Raw genomic sequence first — 17,317 nt, forward strand, 5'->3', positions numbered from 1 at the left:
GTTATCCGAATTAATATTTATTGAATAAAAAGGTGGCATAAAGGAAAGATATTTGTTTATAATGTGCTCCCGCGGGCAGCGGTTATCCGAATTAATATTTATTGAATAAAAAGGTGGCATAAAGGAAAGATATTTGTTTATAATGTTGAGTATCTATAAATTAGCATTAAAGGCGACGGCGGGCCTTCTATCAATAGGGGAAAGGTTGTGCAGGGATTGAAACTTGAGCAATTGTCCATGGATGAGCGTAAAGAGATGTCGTTTATTGAAATCGCGCAAAGTATATTGGAAGAAAAAAAGCAGGGTATGCAGTTTCAGGAGCTCACTGCAGAAATTGGAAAGTTTTTGGAGCTGTCGGATGAAGAGTTGCGTTCAAGAATGCTTCAATTTTATACTGACTTGAATGTGGATGGCAGTTTCTTGGCACTGGGAGAAAATCAGTGGGGACTGCGTGAATGGTATCCATTTGACCAAGTGGATGAAGAAATCATTACTCCGGCACCAACGAAAAAGAAAAAGAAGAAGGCGAAAGCTGCATTGGAGGATGACGAACTGCTGCTGGATATCGAAGAAGAGGAACTTGATTTTGAAGATGAATTGGATGACGACCTCGAAGAAGACGAGAGCCTGGAAGCCCTTCGGGAAGAAGAAGCTGATTTTAATGATGAAGATGAGGAACTGCTTGATGAAGATGAAGATTATGATTTGGATGATGATGAATTAGACTTGGAAGAAGAGGAAGAAGAGGAAGAATAGTTCTTGACTTCTTACATCCCAGTATGTAGAATTTTACTTGGGCTCCTTGAAAAAGGACTGACTTACAATACGCAACGCTCCCTTACTTTTGTAGCGGAGCGTTTTTTATGTTTTTGACATGATGGATACCATGAATGACATGCGGCGTACCGCAGCTGAAGCTATTTAGCTTTACATGCTGGCGGGCGCTTGCATTTTTGCTTTTTTTGGCTATCCGGAGCAAAGATGTGGAAACATAGGGACAGGATGAAGGAGGAAAAATTGTGTCAAAATATATTTTTGTAACCGGTGGTGTAGTTTCCTCACTTGGGAAAGGTATAACCGCCGCATCACTTGGACGTTTACTTAAGAACCGTGGCTTGAATGTAACGATTCAAAAGTTCGATCCCTACCTTAACGTAGACCCGGGAACAATGAGTCCGTATCAGCATGGAGAAGTATTTGTGACGGAAGACGGTGCTGAAACTGATTTGGACCTTGGCCACTACGAACGTTTCATTGACATCAACCTCAATAAGTACAGCAATATCACGACAGGAAAAGTCTATTCGGAAGTCATCAGAAAAGAGCGCCGCGGCGATTATAACGGGGGTACGGTCCAGGTCATTCCCCATATTACAAATGAAATCAAAGACCGCATTTATCGTGCAGCGGAGAAAACTGATGCTGATGTCGTCATAACAGAGATTGGCGGTACTGTTGGCGATATAGAATCACTGCCTTTTCTTGAAGCCATAAGACAAATGAAAAACGATGTGGGCCGGGACAATGTCATGTATATCCATTGTACGCTTGTACCTTATCTTGAAGCAGCCGGCGAAATGAAGACAAAACCGACACAGCATAGTGTAAAAGAGCTCAGAAGTCTTGGGATCCAGCCAAATGTTATTGTGGTGCGTACGGAAATGCCGATTTCCCAAGATATGAAAGACAAAATCGCTTTGTTCTGTGATATTGAAAAAGAAGCGGTCATTGAAGCGCTTGATGCAAGCACGCTGTATTCCGTTCCGCTTTCCCTTCAGGAACAGCATCTGGATCAAATCGTCTGTGATCATTTGAAGCTTGTCTGCCACGAAGCTGATATGTCAGATTGGAAGAAATTGGTGGAAAAAGTCCAAAACCTGTCCAAAACAACAAAAATCGCCCTGGTTGGAAAGTATGTGGAGCTGCCCGATGCCTATATATCAGTCGTGGAAGCATTGAAGCACGCCGGCTATGCCTTTGATTCAGATGTTGAAGTCAAATGGCTCAACGCGGAGCTTGTGACAACAGAAAATGCGGAAGAGCTTCTGCATGACTGTGATGGAATCCTTGTACCCGGCGGCTTCGGAGACCGGGGCATTGACGGAAAGCTTGCGGCAATCAAATATGCCAGGGAAAACAAAGTGCCGTTTTTGGGAATCTGCCTCGGAATGCAGCTTGCTTCCATCGAATATGCCCGAAATGTACTTGGAATCGAAACAGCCAACTCATCTGAAATCAATCCTGCAACCGATCATCCTGTGATCGATCTTCTTCCAGATCAGGATCAAATCGTTGACTTGGGAGGAACCTTGCGTTTAGGCCTTTATCCTTGCAAACTCAGGCCGGGAACAAAAGCACATGAATTGTACCAGGAAGACTTAGTAAATGAACGCCATCGCCATCGATATGAATTTAATAACGAATATCGGCAGCAGATGGAAGAAGCCGGATTTGTTTTCTCGGGTACAAGCCCTGACGGAAATCTGGTGGAGATTGTGGAATTAGCGGATCATCCCTGGTTTATCGCCAGCCAGTTCCATCCCGAATTTACATCCCGCCCAACAAAACCGCAGCCGCTATTCAAAGGATTTATAAAAGCTGCCTTGGGAAAATTGGACCAATAATTTCATTGGAACAGCCTTTTTTCGGAGAAAAAAGCTGTTCCAATCCATATAGAATGAATAAAACTGCCCAAAAGTCCGGGCAGTTTTATTCATTCTCCAAAAGAATTTCATCTATGGTAAATTTCAATGCATGATAAATATAAAGAGCGGTAATCAGGGATGGGAATACGACTCTCGTTCCATCTTCAGCTGGAAGAATGGGCCTGATAACATGCGTATCAATATGGACGTCGGCCAAATCCGCCAAACCCTTGCCGGTTTCACTCTTCGCTGCTGACACAGACACAAAAGGGATGCCTTTTTCCGTAAGCTCCAGGCCCAAGGAGACCGCTTCCGGGCTGTCGGAAAAGCGGGAAAAGACAATTGCGCGGTCTGTATGGGCCAATGCATCCGCTTCCCCAAGAGCTTTTGCATGTACCAAAGGTTCAGCCCCTTCCAATGCTTCGCGGACAACTCCTTCCATTTCGCCAAAACCCTTAAAATATATTTTTCCCTCGCCGGCGGGAGCCTGGGCTAATAGTCTTGCTCCATCTTCCAAAGCCATTTCTTCCTTTTCATTAATTTTCAAAAACAGTCCGGTCAGCTGGGTTGATAACATTTTTAACATGAAATAACTTCCTTTCATAAAGGGAGATATAACTATTATAGAGGTCCGGACTTGGAAAAAAAAGAAAGAGCCAGTGGGAGAAGGCGGAAAGGCTATATATCTTTAGAAGGAAATAAGGCATCTGACAGCGAAAGGATATACTACAAACTAAAATTGAAAAATTAAAGCTGAAAATTTTGATTTGGGGTGGTTATTAGAATACCAATTTAATGAAGGGGGATAACAATGAGGGAAAAAGTGTTGATTGTCGACGATCAATTTGGGATACGGACCCTATTGAACGAAGTTTTGCAAAAAGAGGGGTATGAAATTTTTCAGGCTGCAAACGGATTACAGGCTTTGAGTGTGACAGAGCAGCATGCTCCGGACCTTGTTCTTTTGGATATGAAAATTCCGGGAATGGATGGGCTTGAAATATTGAAAAAAATGAAGGAAATCAATCCGGATATCAGGGTCATTATCATGACGGCATACGGGGAATTGGATCTCATTGAACAAACAAAAAAATTGGGAGCGCTTGCCCATTTTTCCAAGCCGTTTGATATTGAAGAAATCCGTTCTGCTGTGAAAAAGTTTTTATTGGTCAACTCAGACCGGACCGCTACATAAAAGATGAATTTTAAAAAATATCTGCATCAATGGTATTATAGTAAATAATTTGATATGATGATACTGCAAAAAACGACTGAGGTTTCTATTGGGTCAGGCCCAATATAAAGGAGGAAAAGATTTTGCCTTTAGTATCAATGAGAGAGATGTTACATAAAGCAAACGAAGGAAAATATGCGGTCGGCCAATTCAATCTGAACAACCTGGAATTCACACAGGCCATATTGCAGGCGGCGCAGGAAGAGAAGTCACCTGTCATTTTGGGAGTTTCGGAAGGTGCAGCACGTTATATGGGAGGCTTCAAACTGACTGTCCGTATGGTTGAAGCGCTCATGGAAGAATACGGCGTTACGGTGCCGGTAGCGATTCATCTGGACCACGGTTCAAGCTTTGAGATGTGCGCCAAAGCCATACATGCGGGTTTCACCTCTGTCATGATTGACGGCTCTCATCTGCCGCTTGAGGAAAACATTGAATTGACAAAGAAAGTGGTCGAGCTCGCCCATATGTTTGGCGTTTCAGTAGAGGCAGAGCTGGGAAGAATCGGCGGCCAGGAGGATGACCTGACAGTCGATGATGCAGAAGCCTCCTACGCAATTCCTGAAGAATGCGACCGCCTCGTAAGAGAAACGAATGTCGACTGCTTTGCTCCTGCCTTGGGCTCGGTTCACGGTCCATATAAAGGAGAGCCTAAACTGGGCTTTGACCGCATGGAGGAAGTAATGAAGCTGACGGGTGTTCCTCTAGTGCTTCATGGCGGCACAGGCATTCCGCTTAAAGATATCCAGAGGGCCATTTCCCTTGGAACAGCGAAAATCAACGTAAATACAGAAAACCAAATCTCTTCCTCAAAGCGTGTGCGGGAGGTTTTGGCTGAAAATCCTGACATGTACGATCCGCGCAAGTACCTTGGCCCTGCCCGGGAAGCAATCAAAGAAACCGTCATGGGCAAAATGCGTGATTTCGGATCGTCGGGAAAAGCGTAAACGCTTGTTTAGCGACGTACAAACTGGAGCACTCCGCAATGAGATAAAGGAAACACGGCGACGAAGGAGCCGATGTTGACTTATCGTAGTGGAGGAGTGCGAAGTTTGCTAGTCGCTGAGCGTTGGAGCTGGACATTGGAAAAGCGGAGTAATTTTTTAATAAAAACTATAGATACAGAGAACAAAGAAACCGCCTGGCTTATCTTGGCGGTTTCCATATTATTGAAAAGGAGTTGTACCCATTGAAATTTTTTCTTGATACCGCCAATCTTGATGAAATAGAGAAAGCGATTGAATTGGGAATCATCGACGGAGTCACAACAAATCCGTCATTAGTGGCAAAAGAGGATGTTTCATTTCATGAGCGTTTAAAAGAAATTACCAAAGTTGTTCCCGGTTCTGTAAGTGCCGAAGTGATTGCATTAGATACGGATGGAATGGTAAAAGAAGGGATGGAACTGGCAGCCATCGCTCCGAATATTACGGTCAAAATTCCCATGACCCATGATGGGATGAAAGCAGTAAACATTTTGTCCAAAGAAAATGTTAAAACGAATGTAACGCTCATCTTCAACTCTAACCAGGCTCTCGTTGCAGCACGGGCCGGAGCCACGTATGTTTCTCCATTCATCGGCCGCCTGGACGATATCGGCCACAGCGGAGGGGAGATTATATCCGAAATCGCGGATATTTTTTCAATCCATCATCTTGATACACAAATCATTGCGGCGTCCATCCGCCATCCCCAGCATGTGACGGAAGCTGCATTAAACGGTGCGCATATTGCAACCCTGCCGTATAAAGTACTTGTCCAATTGTTTAAACATCCATTGACAGACTGGGGAATCGAATCTTTTATCCGTGATTGGGAAGCAAGAAAAAATAAATGATAATTTTCCCATTTAAGGTTATGAAGCCTACATGTTTCGCCAATTTTTGTTTATAATAAAGGGTATAATGCCTATTTTCGAAAAAATATTATACCTTAACAGGCCTGAAAGGAAGTCAAAAATGGAGAAGCTAAAGATCGCTGGCGGTTATCCGTTAAAAGGAACAATAAAAGTGAGCGGTGCAAAAAACAGTGCTGTCGCACTTATACCGGCTACCATTCTGGCAGATTCCCCTGTGAAAATCGAGGGTCTTCCCCACATTTCAGATGTTGATACGTTGAGCGGCTTGTTGGAAGAAATCGGAGGCAAAGTGACGCTGGATCATGATGTTATGCATGTAGATCCTACCAATATGATTTCCATGCCATTGCCGAACGGAAAAGTGAAGAAATTGAGAGCATCCTATTATCTGATGGGTGCCATGCTTGGACGCTTCAAAAAAGCTGTAATCGGACTTCCTGGAGGCTGCCATCTCGGACCGCGCCCGATCGACCAGCATATTAAAGGATTTGAGGCTTTGGGTGCAAAGGTAACCAACGAACAGGGGGCTTTATACCTTCGGGCAGATGAATTGAACGGCGCCCGAATCTATTTGGACGTTGTAAGTGTCGGTGCTACTATCAATATTATGCTGGCGGCAGTAAAGGCAAAAGGACGGACGGTTATAGAAAATGCTGCCAAGGAACCTGAAATTATTGATGTAGCGACATTATTGACAAACATGGGGGCCAAAATCAAAGGTGCCGGAACGGATGTCATCCGGATCGATGGGGTAGATCGGCTTCACGGATGCCAGCATACAATCATTCCTGACAGAATTGAAGCCGGAACCTTTATGATATTAGGATCGGCTATCGGGGAAGGTGTATTGATCGATAATATCATTCCACATCATATGGAATCTCTTACGGCCAAATTGAGAGAAATGGGCGTCCCGGTTGAAACAAGCGACGAACAGGCCTTTATCGGAAAGAGTGAAAAGCTGAAGCCGGTGGATGTCAAAACGCTTGTATATCCGGGCTTTCCGACTGATTTGCAGCAGCCTTTTACTTCTTTGCTGACAAAGGCGGAGGGCTCTTCCATTGTCACTGATACAATTTATTCCGCGCGCTTCAAGCATATTGATGAGTTGCGGAGAATGAATGCCAATATCAAGGTGGAGGGAAGCTCCGCAATTGTTAACGGTTCGACTGTCCTCCAAGGGGCAAGAGTCAAGGCATCCGACCTCAGAGCGGGAGCTGCCCTCGTTATTGCGGGGTTAATGGCCGAAGGGATTACCGAAGTGACCGGACTGGATCACATTGACAGGGGCTACAGCGGATTGGTAGATAAATTAAATGGTCTTGGCGCTACCATTTGGCGCGAAAAAATGACGGACCAGGAGATTGAACAATTAAAAAGTTCCTAAAAACTTCCCAGTCTTTTCTAGTGATATACAATACAGAAAATGGCAGAAATATGATATACTTTAACTTCAGGGCAATATGCTGCCAATGACGGGAGGAAAGTCAATGGAAAGAAGTTTATCGATGGAGCTCGTGAGAGTGACAGAAGCGGCTGCGCTTAAATCTGCAAGATGGATGGGCCGCGGAATGAAAAATGAAGCGGATGATGCTGCTACCACTGCGATGCGTAATGTTTTTGATACGATTCCGATGCAAGGGACAGTGGTAATCGGCGAAGGGGAAATGGACGAGGCTCCCATGCTTTATATCGGTGAAAAGCTTGGAACCGGGCAGGGGCCGAAAGTCGACGTAGCCGTTGACCCGCTTGAGGGCACATCAATTGTGGCTTCCGGCGGATGGAATGCGCTGTCTGTTATCGCCATTGCCGATGCAGGAAATCTTCTTCATGCCCCGGATATGTATATGGAAAAAATTGCTGTCGGGCCCGAAGCGGTAGGAAAAATCGACTTGAATGCCTCAGTTACGGATAATTTAAAAGCAGTGGCGAAGGCAAAAAATAAAAATATCGAAGATGTCGTGGCAACTGTTCTGAACCGCCCGCGCCATGAAAAAATCATTGCGGAACTCCGCGAAGCCGGTGCCCGGATCAAACTGATTGATAATGGCGACGTTGCCGGAGCGATCAATACCGCTTTTGACCAGACAGGCGTTGATATTTTGTTTGGTACAGGCGGTGCCCCCGAAGGCGTAATAGCCGCAGCAGCGCTTAAGTGTCTTGGCGGAGAACTTCAAGGCAGGCTTGTCCCTTCCAATGATGGTGAAATAGAACGATGCAGGAAAATGAATATTGATGTCAATCAAGTATTCAGAATGGAAGATTTGGTGAAGGGCGATGACGCCATTTTTGCCGCTACCGGAGTAACAGACGGCGAACTATTGAAAGGCGTTCAATTTAAAGGCTCTTACGGATCTACCCATTCCATTGTATTGCGCGCCAAATCGGGCACAATTCGCTTTATCGAAGGCCGCCACAGTCTAAGCAAAAAACCAAATATGGTTGTGGAATTATAATTTTAGGAGGGATCCGTTCCCTCCTTCATGCCTTTTAAGTTGTAACACAATGCCATGGTCTCATTCTTCCTATTCTTCATGTGAAATGCACTCAAAACAATCCTTCCACTTTCTCAACATAATGTTATTTTACATATAACAACTTCATGAGGATTAACAGACAAGAAGATTAAAGCAGGATGAAAACAAGTGTGCGCGAAATATTATAAGTATGAAAAAAGCAATAAAATATTGAAAAAGTGTGGTGTAGAAATGGCTGGTTTAACCATCTCTTCGTTGGAAGATATGAAACTGAAAGAATTATATGAACTTGCCCGCGAATATAAAGTTTCCTATTACAGCAAACTCACAAAAAAAGAATTGATATTTGCCATTTTAAAAGCCCGTGCGGAACAGGAAGGTTTCTTTTTCATGGAAGGCGTCCTGGAGATCATCCAATCTGAAGGATTCGGGTTTTTAAGGCCGATCAACTATACGGCAAGTTCCGAGGACATTTATATATCCGCTTCGCAGATCCGCCGCTTCGATTTGCGAAATGGCGATAAGGTATCCGGTAAAGTGCGTCCGCCCAAGGAAAACGAACGCTATTACGGGTTGCTGCATGTAGAGGCGGTCAATGGTGATGATCCGGAAAGCGCAAAGGAGCGTGTCCACTTCCCGGCTTTGACTCCACTTTACCCGGATAGGCAGATTAAACTGGAAACAGCCCCTTCGAACCTGTCTACCAGAATCATGGACCTTATTTCCCCGGTTGGTTTTGGACAGCGCGGCTTGATTGTGGCTCCTCCGAAAGCCGGTAAAACAATGCTGTTAAAATCCATTGCCAATTCAATTACGACGAATCATCCCGAATCAGAATTGATTGTACTGTTGATAGATGAAAGACCAGAAGAGGTTACAGATATCGAGCGTTCGGTAGATGCAGAGGTTGTAAGCTCCACATTCGATGAGGTTCCTGAAAACCATATCAAAGTGGCTGAACTGGTTTTGGAACGCGCTATGAGGCTTGTGGAGCATAAGCGTGATGTTATCATTTTGATGGACAGTATCACGAGGCTTGCCCGTGCTTATAATCTCGTCATTCCTCCGAGCGGAAGAACGCTTTCAGGGGGTATTGACCCTGCCGCATTCCACCGTCCAAAGCGATTTTTTGGTGCTGCAAGAAATATTGAAGAGGGCGGCAGCCTGACCATTTTGGCGACAGCCCTTGTGGATACGGGATCCCGTATGGATGATGTCATTTATGAGGAATTCAAGGGAACAGGGAATTTGGAACTTCATTTGGACCGTTCTTTGGCTGAAAGAAGGATCTTCCCGGCCATCGATATCCGCCGTTCCGGCACAAGGAAAGAAGAGCTTCTCATACCGAAAGATCAGCTTGAGAAAATGTGGAAACTACGTAAAGCGATGTCGGACACTCCTGATTTTGCGGAGAAATTCCTGCGCAAGCTGAAGCAGACAAAGACGAACGAAGAATTTTTTGAGGCGTTGACGGCGAAGTAGTGTCTAAAAAATTTCCTTCAGCATGAATTGCATTTTTGCTGTCATCTTGTTATAATAAAAAATGTGCTTTTTTGAATTAATGCAGCTAAAATCTGCATCGTAATATAGAACTCTGTTTCAGCAAATGATTCAGGGCATTAAGGAGATGAAATGTAATGAAAACAGGAATCCATCCAGAATATAAAAAAGCGACAGTAAAATGTGCATGCGGCAATGAATTTGAAAGCGGCTCTGTCAAAGAGAACATCCGTGTGGAAATTTGCTCAGCCTGCCATCCATTTTACACTGGCCGTCAAAAATTCGCATCCGCGGACGGACGTGTTGATCGCTTTAACAAAAAATACGGGCTTAAATAATAATCGTAAAAATCGGGCAAGGAGGCTTGCCCGTTTTTTTATGGTCAGAAAATTATAAAGCGCTTAAGTTGTTGATAACTCATTATCTTTTTGTGCTACGTCCGGCTCCGACGGACAGGAGGTCCTAGTGCCGCCGGCGCCACAGGACGTGGCGCTTTAAGGCGGCCAGCGCCTATCGACTAGCAGACTTCACGCTTCTTCCTACGATAAGTCAACATCGCTCCGCTCCGCTGCGCGTGTTGTCCGGCTGCGAGTGCCATCGGCTCGAGGTCATAAGCCAATCGCTGCTGAAGGCAAACTACGCCTTCTACAGCGCTCGTCTTATGCTTGTCGCCGATAAGCAGGCACTCTCCGCACTTCCTTATCCTTTATCTCGTCAGAAGCGCTCCAGTCTGTACGTCAATAAACAGGCGCTTGCGCCTTTGTTATGCAAATTTTTGTGGATAAATTCAAATCGCTTACGTAAAATGGGACAGGGGTGTGGATAAGTGGAAGTCACCAACCAAATGGGCTCAATTGAAGTGATTTGCGGCAGCATGTTCTCCGGGAAAACGGAAGAACTGATCCGCCGGGTCAGAAGGGTTCAATATGCACGGCAAAACTTGATGATTTTCAAGCCGAAACTGGATGATCGTTACAGTATCAATGAAGTTGTTTCCCACAACGGGTTATCTGCTATGGCACAGCCTGTGGATAACTCCATCGATATTTTTCAGTGGGTCCATGCGGACGTTGATGTTGTTGCCATTGATGAAGCCCAATTTTTTGATGAGAAAATTGTGGAGGTCGTAAATCAGCTGGCCGACTCAGGACACAGGGTTATCGCAGCGGGGCTGGACCAGGATTTCCGCGGAGAGCCTTTCGGATCCATGCCTGAGTTGTTGGCCATGGCGGAATACGTGACCAAGCTGCAGGCTGTATGCGTCATCTGTGGAGAACCTGCCAGCCGGACGCAGCGCCTAATCGATGGCAAGCCCGCCTGTTATGATGATCCGGTTATTTTAGTGGGAGCTTCCGAGGCTTATGAAGCAAGATGCCGCCGCCATCATGAGGTGCCTTCGGGTGTGAGCGGACATTTGGCGCAGCTTGTGAAAAGTGAAGAGTAGACCCGATATAAAATCCAGACAGAGTGCTGGATTTTTTTTGGGTTCCTGTCCACATTTGAATAACAGATGAGGGTTTATCCACATAAAATGAAACGAATGCTTTTTCAAAAGCTAAAGAAAGCATAAAATTTTACCGAATTTTCTCTTCAAACAAGATTAACGTAATGTCCAGCTTCAGGCGCCATCGGCGTAAGGATTAAGCCAATCGCTGATGAAGGCAAACTACGCCTTCGCAAGCGTAGTCTAGCTTTGCGCCGATAGACGGGCGCCTTGCGCTTTTCTAAAAAAAATTTGCTTTGGAGAAAGTGGACAGTGTACTATAAAAAGAGCATGAAAGGAAAAACTTTGAGGTGAAGACTTGTGTTCGATAGATTGCAAGCGGTTGAAGACCGTTATGAGAAGTTAAATGAGTTGCTGAGCGATCCTGAAGTTGTCAGCAATTCGGAAAAACTCCGGGAATATTCAAAAGAACAATCTTCAATAGCAGAGACGGTTGAAGTGTACAGGGAATATAAAGAGGCAAAATCGGAATACGAAGATGCCAAAGAATTGCTGGATGATAAGCTCGATCCGGAGATGCGCGAAATGGTTAAGGAAGAGATCGCTGAATTGGAACCCCGGATCGGGGAACTGGAAGAACGGCTGAAAATTCTTTTGATCCCGAAGGACCCCAACGACGATAAAAACGTCATTATGGAAATCCGGGGAGCTGCCGGGGGAGATGAAGCAGCATTATTCGCAGGTGACCTTTACAGAATGTACAGCAGATATGCAGAAGCCCGCGGATGGAAGACGGAAGTGATCGAAGAGCATTCCACAGGTCTGGGCGGCTTCAAAGAAATCATTTTCATTATCAACGGAAATGGAGCTTTTTCCAGGTTGAAATACGAAAATGGCGCACACAGGGTACAGCGGGTGCCGGAGACGGAATCAGGCGGCCGCATCCATACTTCCACCGCTACAGTGGCTGTCCTTCCTGAAGCCGAGGAAGTGGAAGTGGATATACATGAAAAAGATATCCGTGTCGACACATTCGCCTCCAGCGGACCAGGCGGGCAAAGCGTCAACACGACGATGTCAGCCGTACGTTTAACTCATATCCCGACTGGAATTGTGGTTTCCTGCCAAGATGAAAAGTCGCAGATCAAAAATAAGGAAAAGGCGATGAAGGTTCTCCGTGCACGCATTTATGATAAATTCCAGCAGGAGGCACAAGAAGAGTATGATGCCAACCGCAAATCGGCTGTGGGAACAGGTGACCGCTCCGAAAGGATCCGGACGTATAACTTTCCGCAGAATCGCGTAACAGACCACCGCATCGGTTTGACCATCCAGAAACTGGATCAAATCCTGGAAGGCAAACTGGATGAAGTGATAGATGCACTGATCGTTGAAGATCAATCCAAAAAGCTTGAAAGCGTGGAAGATTAATTGTCAGATGAACGGACGATATTCAAAGCCCTTTCCTGGGCTTCTTCTTTTTTAAAAGCAAATGGACGGGATGCCAATGCCGGTGAAATATTACTGAGAGCCCAGCTGAACATGAGCCGGTCAAGACTGCTCGCTGAACAGAGAATGCCTATTGCCGATCATGAGTGGCATCGGTTTGAAAAGGCAGTCAGGGAACATGCAGCAGGCCGGCCGGTCCAGCATATCATCGGATACGAAGAATTTTACGGAAGAACATTTCTTGTAAATGAAGATGTTCTTATTCCGCGTCCGGAAACGGAAGAGCTGATCGAGGCTGTTTTAAAAAAATTGGATGCAACATTTAAATCTTTGTCCGGCTTGAAAGCGGCGGACATTGGGACAGGAAGCGGGGCAATAGCCGTCAGTTTAAAATTGGAGAGGCCTGTTCTTTCTGTCTATGCATCTGATTTTTCCAAAAAGGCGCTGCAAATGGCCGAAAGGAATGCTGAACGCCTTAATGCGGAAATTCAATTTTTACAGGGAGATTTGCTCCAGCCGTTTATTGATCGTGGACTGAAGTTGGATATCGTCGTGTCCAATCCCCCATATATTCCTGTCCATGAGAAATTATCAGATGTTGTCTCCGAACATGAGCCCCATTCGGCATTGTTTGGAGGAGAAGATGGATTAGATTTTTATCGGCGGTTTTCGTCTGAACTGCCAAAAGTGTTAAAAGAAAATGCGCTCGCTGCTTTTGAAATCGGAGATGGGCAAGGCGAGGCTGTGAGCAGATTATTGGCGGGCTGCTTTCCTGAAGCGGAGATTGAAGTCATTAGGGATATAAATGGCAAAGAGCGCATTGTCACTTTGATACAGCAGAAAATACCTTTCGATTGATTATAAGATTCAAAAGTTGTCCATACTGTCCTAGTGAAGGGACAGGTGGGGAATATGAGAAAAAATAGTAAACCAAAATTCTATCAAAAATATATGGCAAGTGTATATATTGCAGTTCTTTCGCTGGCTGCCGTTATGAGCTTTTATTTTCCGGAACAAGAGAGCTCGGCAGCGGAAAATCTAACGGTCATTCCTGATGAGGCGATCCGGCTTCGGATTCTTGCCAACAGCGACAGTGAAAGGGATCAGGAAGTCAAAAGAGCTGTCCGGGATGCTGTGAATAAGCAGATTAACGAGTGGGTGGAGCAATTGACCTCCATCGAGGAAGCACGGTATGTCATTTCTTCAAGGCTTCCGGAGCTCGAAAAGATTGCGAAAGCCGAACTTGCAAAACATGATCTTCATTATTCAGTAGGCATCGATTTCGGGGATGTTCAATTTCCGACAAAATTATACGGTCAATATCTATACCCGGCCGGCACATATGAAGCTGTATTGATCACACTTGGAGAAGGCAAAGGGTCCAATTGGTGGTGTGTACTGTTTCCGCCGCTTTGTTTCCTGGATTACTCCAACAGTGCTGCGGTAAGCCGGGGAATAGAAGAAAGTGTGGATAACCATGTTGATATAGAAGTTGCGCAGGAAGAAAGCTTATCAGAAGAGGCCGGACTGCCCGCGGTACCTGATCCTGTATTCGTAGGCGAACAGGAAGAGGAAGAAGAAGTAGAGGTCAAATTCTTTTTGAAGGAACTGTTTGATGAGCTGCTTTGATACACAACCAATCTCTCGAAAGGGAGATTTTTTGTTTTTTATAAGAAGAGAAAGTAATATTGTGTGAGTAAAGCTTAAGTTTAACGGCCGGAAAGAAGCTAAATGATAGCCAGTTATTCACAAAAAACAATACGGTTATCCACAATTTAGGTAATTTTATCCCCAAGTTGTTAATAATTTATTAATCAAACGTTTGAATGAAATCTGTAACGCTAGAAATCCCTATATTTAAAGGTGTATATCTAGGCAAAAAGAGGTGGGAACATGGAAACGAAATGTTGGTCTGTGGATAATGATGTGGATAGCGAAAAGAATTATCCACAAATAGTGGAAGCTTCACAGCTTCTAAAAGAAGGGGAAGTTATCGCCTTCCCAACGGAAACAGTCTATGGGCTCGGAGCAAATGCTATGTCGGATGCCGCTGTTTCAAAAATATTTGCCGCAAAAGGAAGGCCCGCAGACAATCCCTTGATTGTCCACATATCCAATATGGGGCAGCTAGAGTTATTAACAAGAGACATTCCGGAGACTGCTGCCAGGCTAATGGCCCAATTTTGGCCGGGTCCGTTAACACTGATTTTAAAAAAGAAACCAGATGCTGTATCATCGCTGACAACAGCTGGACTCGATACGGTCGCTGTAAGAATGCCGGATCATCCGGTAGCGCTGGCGCTTATTGATGCCGCAGGTGTGCCTGTTGCCGCCCCGAGCGCCAATAAGTCAGGAAAGCCAAGCCCCACTTCAGCATCTCATGTGTTGGCTGATTTGGATGGCCTGATAGCGGGAGTGGTTGATGGCGGTCCTACAGGGGTGGGTGTGGAATCCACAGTTCTTGACTGCACTGCAAAGGTTCCTGTCATTTTGCGTCCCGGCGGCTTGTCCAAAGAAGATATTGAAAGAGTCATCGAACATGTTGAACAGGATCCCGCTCTTAAACATTCGGAAGCCGCGCCTAAATCACCCGGGATGAAATACAGGCATTATGCTCCGTCTGCACCATTATTTTTGGCGGACGGGGATAAGGAATGGATTCAGGAACTGATTGATCAAAAGAGGGATTCCGGTCTAAAAGTCGGCGTTCTTGCCCCCGAAGAATCAGCTTCTTTTTACAACGCGGATGCGGTGGCTGTTTGTGGAAGCAGGGCGGATTTAAAGAGTGTCGCACATAGCCTTTATCATGCATTAAGAAGTTTTGAGGAAAAAAACCTTGATATCATTTATGCGGAGGTTTATCCGGTTCAAGGAGTGGGTGCGGCAATCATGAACAGGCTTGAAAAAGCGGCTGCCCACAGAAAGATCACGAAGGGGAAAAATTGAGAAGCGAGCTGAATGATTTTAAGGATGTCTACTCTTTCATTTCGGTGCATATTATTTTTTATAGGCACGTCCGAGGTGAAAGGAGAATAATCCATGTGGCTTCCTGAATTGGTAACATTAGTGATCATGGCTTTTGCGGTGGGGATGGATGCTTTTTCTGTTTCCCTTGGCATGGGAACGTTTAAACTGAGATTACGTCAAATTTTTTCAATCGGAATAACGATTGGTTTATTTCATATGGCAATGCCGCTTTTGGGAATTATGACAGGGCATCTGCTGTCGGCGACTTTTGGAAAAATTACGGGTTATATCGGCGGCATGCTTCTGGTAATCATGGGTGTGATGATGATTGTTTCAAGTTTTCGCAACGAAGAGCAAACGATCGTTGCGCCGATCGGGTGGGGGCTGCTTTTTTTTAGCATGGTCGTAAGCCTGGACAGCTTTTCTGCCGGGCTGAGCCTGGGGATGTTTGGTGCAAAGGCGATTGCTGCCATGATTATATTCGGTGCGGTTTCCGCCCTTTTGACATGGAGCGGGCTCATTTTGGGGAGGAAAGTACAAAATTGGCTTGGCTTTTACGGGGAGCTGCTTGGCGGCTTTATTCTGATCGTTTTTGGAATCAAGCTGGTTTTCATTGGCTGAACTTGCTCACATATACATATGGTTGAAAAATTTACGGCTGTCCTCGTGCAGCCATTTTTAGTTTCTAGGATTGGCAGGTGATTTCTCTTTTAGTGATATAATATAAAGAAAAGTCCATAAGGGGGCAGCTATGAAAAACGTATTGTTTGTTTGCACTGGCAATACTTGCCGGAGCCCGATGGCCGAAGCGATTTTTAATCATCTCCAAGCCGGGAATGCTTTTGCCAGGTCAGCCGGCCTATTTTCCGTCGAAGGCAGCCGGGCGGCCGAAAATGCATTGAAAGTTTTAGCAGAAAACAAAATGCATCTGAATCACAGGTCCAAGCAGCTGGCAGAGGATGATTTGAATTGGGCTTCCTATGTGTTCACGATGACGAGAGCCCATAAAGAAATGCTGATGGACAAGTATCCGGCAGCCGCCGATAAGATATTCACATTAAAGGAATATGTTGAGGGACCCGAAGGCAACATTGATATAGACGATCCTTTCGGGGGGGACATTCATACATATCGTGAGACTTTTAAAGAAATGAAGGAGCTGATTGAGCGGCTTTCCCTTGATTAGCCCAAAATCCGCGCGCCAAAATGGCAACTGGACTGCTCTTCTTTTATAATGAAGGAAGCGTGTGACGAACAAATAAGGAGGGGAATCTTTCAATGAAAGTCGCAATTGCATCTGACCACGGCGGTATAAACATCCGAAAGGAAATTCTCCAGCTGCTGGATGAAATGAATATTGATTATGAAGATTTGGGTTGTGAAGGCGGTTGTTCCGTTGATTATCCCGACTATGCCATTCCTGTGGCGGAAAAAGTGGTAAAAGGGGAATGTGACAGGGGTATTCTGATTTGCGGAACCGGAATCGGCATGAGCATAGCTGCCAACAAAGTAAAAGGGATACGCTGCGCCCTTGTACATGATGTGTTTAGTGCAAAAGCAACAAGGCTTCATAATGACAGCAATATTTTGGCAATGGGGGAACGGGTCATCGGCCCTGGATTGGCCCGCGAGATTGCAAAGACTTGGCTGGAAACTGATTTTGAAGGCGGCCGCCACGAAAACAGGGTGAAAAAAATTAAGGACTATGAAACGGAAAAACTATGATGGAAATCAACAAGGGGG

At 45.2% G+C, this 17,317-nt stretch carries 18 protein-coding genes; 17 read left to right on the forward strand and 1 reads right to left on the reverse strand.

Translation table 11 applies throughout. The annotated features are described in order from the left end of the window. Positions 1 to 207: 207 nt before the first annotated feature. Complete coding sequence (rpoE, locus tag FS666_RS01800; protein ID WP_390614647.1) at positions 208 to 756, forward strand: DNA-directed RNA polymerase subunit delta; 549 nt, start codon at positions 208 to 210, stop codon at positions 754 to 756. 263 nt (positions 757 to 1,019) lie between these two features. Continuing rightward, positions 1,020 to 2,624: a CTP synthase gene (locus FS666_RS01805; RefSeq protein ID WP_144460129.1), complete on the forward strand. Its 1,605-nt coding sequence runs from the start codon at positions 1,020 to 1,022 to the stop codon at positions 2,622 to 2,624. Between the two features lie 85 nt (positions 2,625 to 2,709). Here FS666_RS01805 and FS666_RS01810 read toward each other — a convergent pair whose 3' ends face one another. Further along, the gene (locus FS666_RS01810) at positions 2,710 to 3,231 is read right to left on the reverse strand and encodes a DUF2529 domain-containing protein (RefSeq protein WP_144460128.1); all 522 of its coding nucleotides are present in this window, start codon (positions 3,229 to 3,231) and stop codon (positions 2,710 to 2,712) included. A 225-nt stretch (positions 3,232 to 3,456) separates the two neighbouring features. Between FS666_RS01810 and FS666_RS01815 the strand changes: the two genes are divergently transcribed. The 15 genes from FS666_RS01815 (at position 3,457) to rpiB (ending at position 17,299) form a co-directional block, all read left to right on the forward strand. Beyond that, positions 3,457 to 3,840 carry a response regulator gene (locus FS666_RS01815; protein ID WP_144460126.1) on the forward strand — a complete coding sequence of 128 codons (384 nt, stop codon included), beginning with the start codon at positions 3,457 to 3,459 and terminating at the stop codon, positions 3,838 to 3,840. 122 nt (positions 3,841 to 3,962) lie between these two features. Then, on the forward strand, positions 3,963 to 4,826 hold the full coding sequence (gene fba / locus FS666_RS01820; RefSeq protein ID WP_120070628.1) for a class II fructose-1,6-bisphosphate aldolase: 864 nt from the start codon (positions 3,963 to 3,965) through the stop codon (positions 4,824 to 4,826). A 242-nt stretch (positions 4,827 to 5,068) separates the two neighbouring features. Next, positions 5,069 to 5,716, forward strand: coding sequence for a fructose-6-phosphate aldolase (gene fsa / locus FS666_RS01825; RefSeq protein ID WP_144460125.1), 648 nt, complete (start codon positions 5,069 to 5,071; stop codon positions 5,714 to 5,716). A 121-nt stretch (positions 5,717 to 5,837) separates the two neighbouring features. Then, a complete protein-coding gene (locus FS666_RS01830) occupies positions 5,838 to 7,124 on the forward strand; it encodes a UDP-N-acetylglucosamine 1-carboxyvinyltransferase (RefSeq protein WP_144460124.1) in 1,287 nt (428 codons plus the stop codon). 103 nt (positions 7,125 to 7,227) lie between these two features. After that, positions 7,228 to 8,193, forward strand: a complete 966-nt coding sequence (gene glpX, locus FS666_RS01835) for a class II fructose-bisphosphatase (RefSeq protein ID WP_120070635.1) — start codon at positions 7,228 to 7,230, stop codon at positions 8,191 to 8,193. 252 nt (positions 8,194 to 8,445) lie between these two features. After that, entirely contained in the window at positions 8,446 to 9,696 is a 1,251-nt protein-coding gene (rho, locus tag FS666_RS01840) for a transcription termination factor Rho (protein WP_120070926.1), read from the forward strand. Positions 9,697 to 9,851: 155 nt separating this feature from the next. Next, positions 9,852 to 10,052, forward strand: coding sequence for a 50S ribosomal protein L31 (gene rpmE, locus FS666_RS01845; RefSeq protein WP_120070638.1), 201 nt, complete (start codon positions 9,852 to 9,854; stop codon positions 10,050 to 10,052). Positions 10,053 to 10,540: 488 nt separating this feature from the next. Further along, on the forward strand, positions 10,541 to 11,158 hold the full coding sequence (locus FS666_RS01850; protein ID WP_244943815.1) for a thymidine kinase: 618 nt from the start codon (positions 10,541 to 10,543) through the stop codon (positions 11,156 to 11,158). Positions 11,159 to 11,518: 360 nt separating this feature from the next. Then, positions 11,519 to 12,589, forward strand: a complete 1,071-nt coding sequence (gene prfA / locus FS666_RS01855; protein ID WP_144460123.1) for a peptide chain release factor 1 — start codon at positions 11,519 to 11,521, stop codon at positions 12,587 to 12,589. Then, positions 12,590 to 13,465, forward strand: coding sequence for a peptide chain release factor N(5)-glutamine methyltransferase (prmC, locus tag FS666_RS01860; RefSeq protein WP_144460122.1), 876 nt, complete (start codon positions 12,590 to 12,592; stop codon positions 13,463 to 13,465). It abuts the gene before it with no gap. A gap of 54 nt (positions 13,466 to 13,519) precedes the next feature. Beyond that, complete coding sequence (spoIIR, locus tag FS666_RS01865; RefSeq protein WP_144460121.1) at positions 13,520 to 14,236, forward strand: stage II sporulation protein R; 717 nt, start codon at positions 13,520 to 13,522, stop codon at positions 14,234 to 14,236. A gap of 264 nt (positions 14,237 to 14,500) precedes the next feature. Continuing rightward, positions 14,501 to 15,553 carry an L-threonylcarbamoyladenylate synthase gene (locus FS666_RS01870; RefSeq protein ID WP_144460120.1) on the forward strand — a complete coding sequence of 351 codons (1,053 nt, stop codon included), beginning with the start codon at positions 14,501 to 14,503 and terminating at the stop codon, positions 15,551 to 15,553. 93 nt (positions 15,554 to 15,646) lie between these two features. Continuing rightward, on the forward strand, positions 15,647 to 16,195 hold the full coding sequence (locus FS666_RS01875) for a manganese efflux pump MntP (RefSeq protein ID WP_144460119.1): 549 nt from the start codon (positions 15,647 to 15,649) through the stop codon (positions 16,193 to 16,195). 130 nt (positions 16,196 to 16,325) lie between these two features. Continuing rightward, positions 16,326 to 16,760: a low molecular weight protein arginine phosphatase gene (locus tag FS666_RS01880; protein ID WP_144460118.1), complete on the forward strand. Its 435-nt coding sequence runs from the start codon at positions 16,326 to 16,328 to the stop codon at positions 16,758 to 16,760. Positions 16,761 to 16,852: 92 nt separating this feature from the next. Further along, complete coding sequence (rpiB, locus tag FS666_RS01885; RefSeq protein ID WP_120070659.1) at positions 16,853 to 17,299, forward strand: ribose 5-phosphate isomerase B; 447 nt, start codon at positions 16,853 to 16,855, stop codon at positions 17,297 to 17,299. The last annotated feature ends 18 nt before the right edge of the window (positions 17,300 to 17,317 follow it).

It is taken from the genome of Siminovitchia fortis, from assembly GCF_007681465.1.
Classification (GTDB): Bacteria; Bacillota; Bacilli; order Bacillales; family Bacillaceae_C; genus Siminovitchia; species Siminovitchia fortis.

Coding starts and splice junctions, on each gene's coding strand:
- FS666_RS01870 (WP_144460120.1), top strand. CDS start 14,501: ATGGAAACGAAATGTTGGTCTGTGGATAATGATGTGGATAGCGAAAAG.
- glpX (WP_120070635.1), top strand. CDS start 7,228: ATGGAAAGAAGTTTATCGATGGAGCTCGTGAGAGTGACAGAAGCGGCT.
- spoIIR (WP_144460121.1), top strand. CDS start 13,520: ATGAGAAAAAATAGTAAACCAAAATTCTATCAAAAATATATGGCAAGT.
- FS666_RS01830 (WP_144460124.1), top strand. CDS start 5,838: ATGGAGAAGCTAAAGATCGCTGGCGGTTATCCGTTAAAAGGAACAATA.
- rpmE (WP_120070638.1), top strand. CDS start 9,852: ATGAAAACAGGAATCCATCCAGAATATAAAAAAGCGACAGTAAAATGT.
- FS666_RS01875 (WP_144460119.1), top strand. CDS start 15,647: ATGTGGCTTCCTGAATTGGTAACATTAGTGATCATGGCTTTTGCGGTG.
- FS666_RS01810 (WP_144460128.1), bottom strand. CDS start 3,231: ATGTTAAAAATGTTATCAACCCAGCTGACCGGACTGTTTTTGAAAATT.
- FS666_RS01815 (WP_144460126.1), top strand. CDS start 3,457: ATGAGGGAAAAAGTGTTGATTGTCGACGATCAATTTGGGATACGGACC.
- FS666_RS01880 (WP_144460118.1), top strand. CDS start 16,326: ATGAAAAACGTATTGTTTGTTTGCACTGGCAATACTTGCCGGAGCCCG.
- rho (WP_120070926.1), top strand. CDS start 8,446: ATGGCTGGTTTAACCATCTCTTCGTTGGAAGATATGAAACTGAAAGAA.
- rpiB (WP_120070659.1), top strand. CDS start 16,853: ATGAAAGTCGCAATTGCATCTGACCACGGCGGTATAAACATCCGAAAG.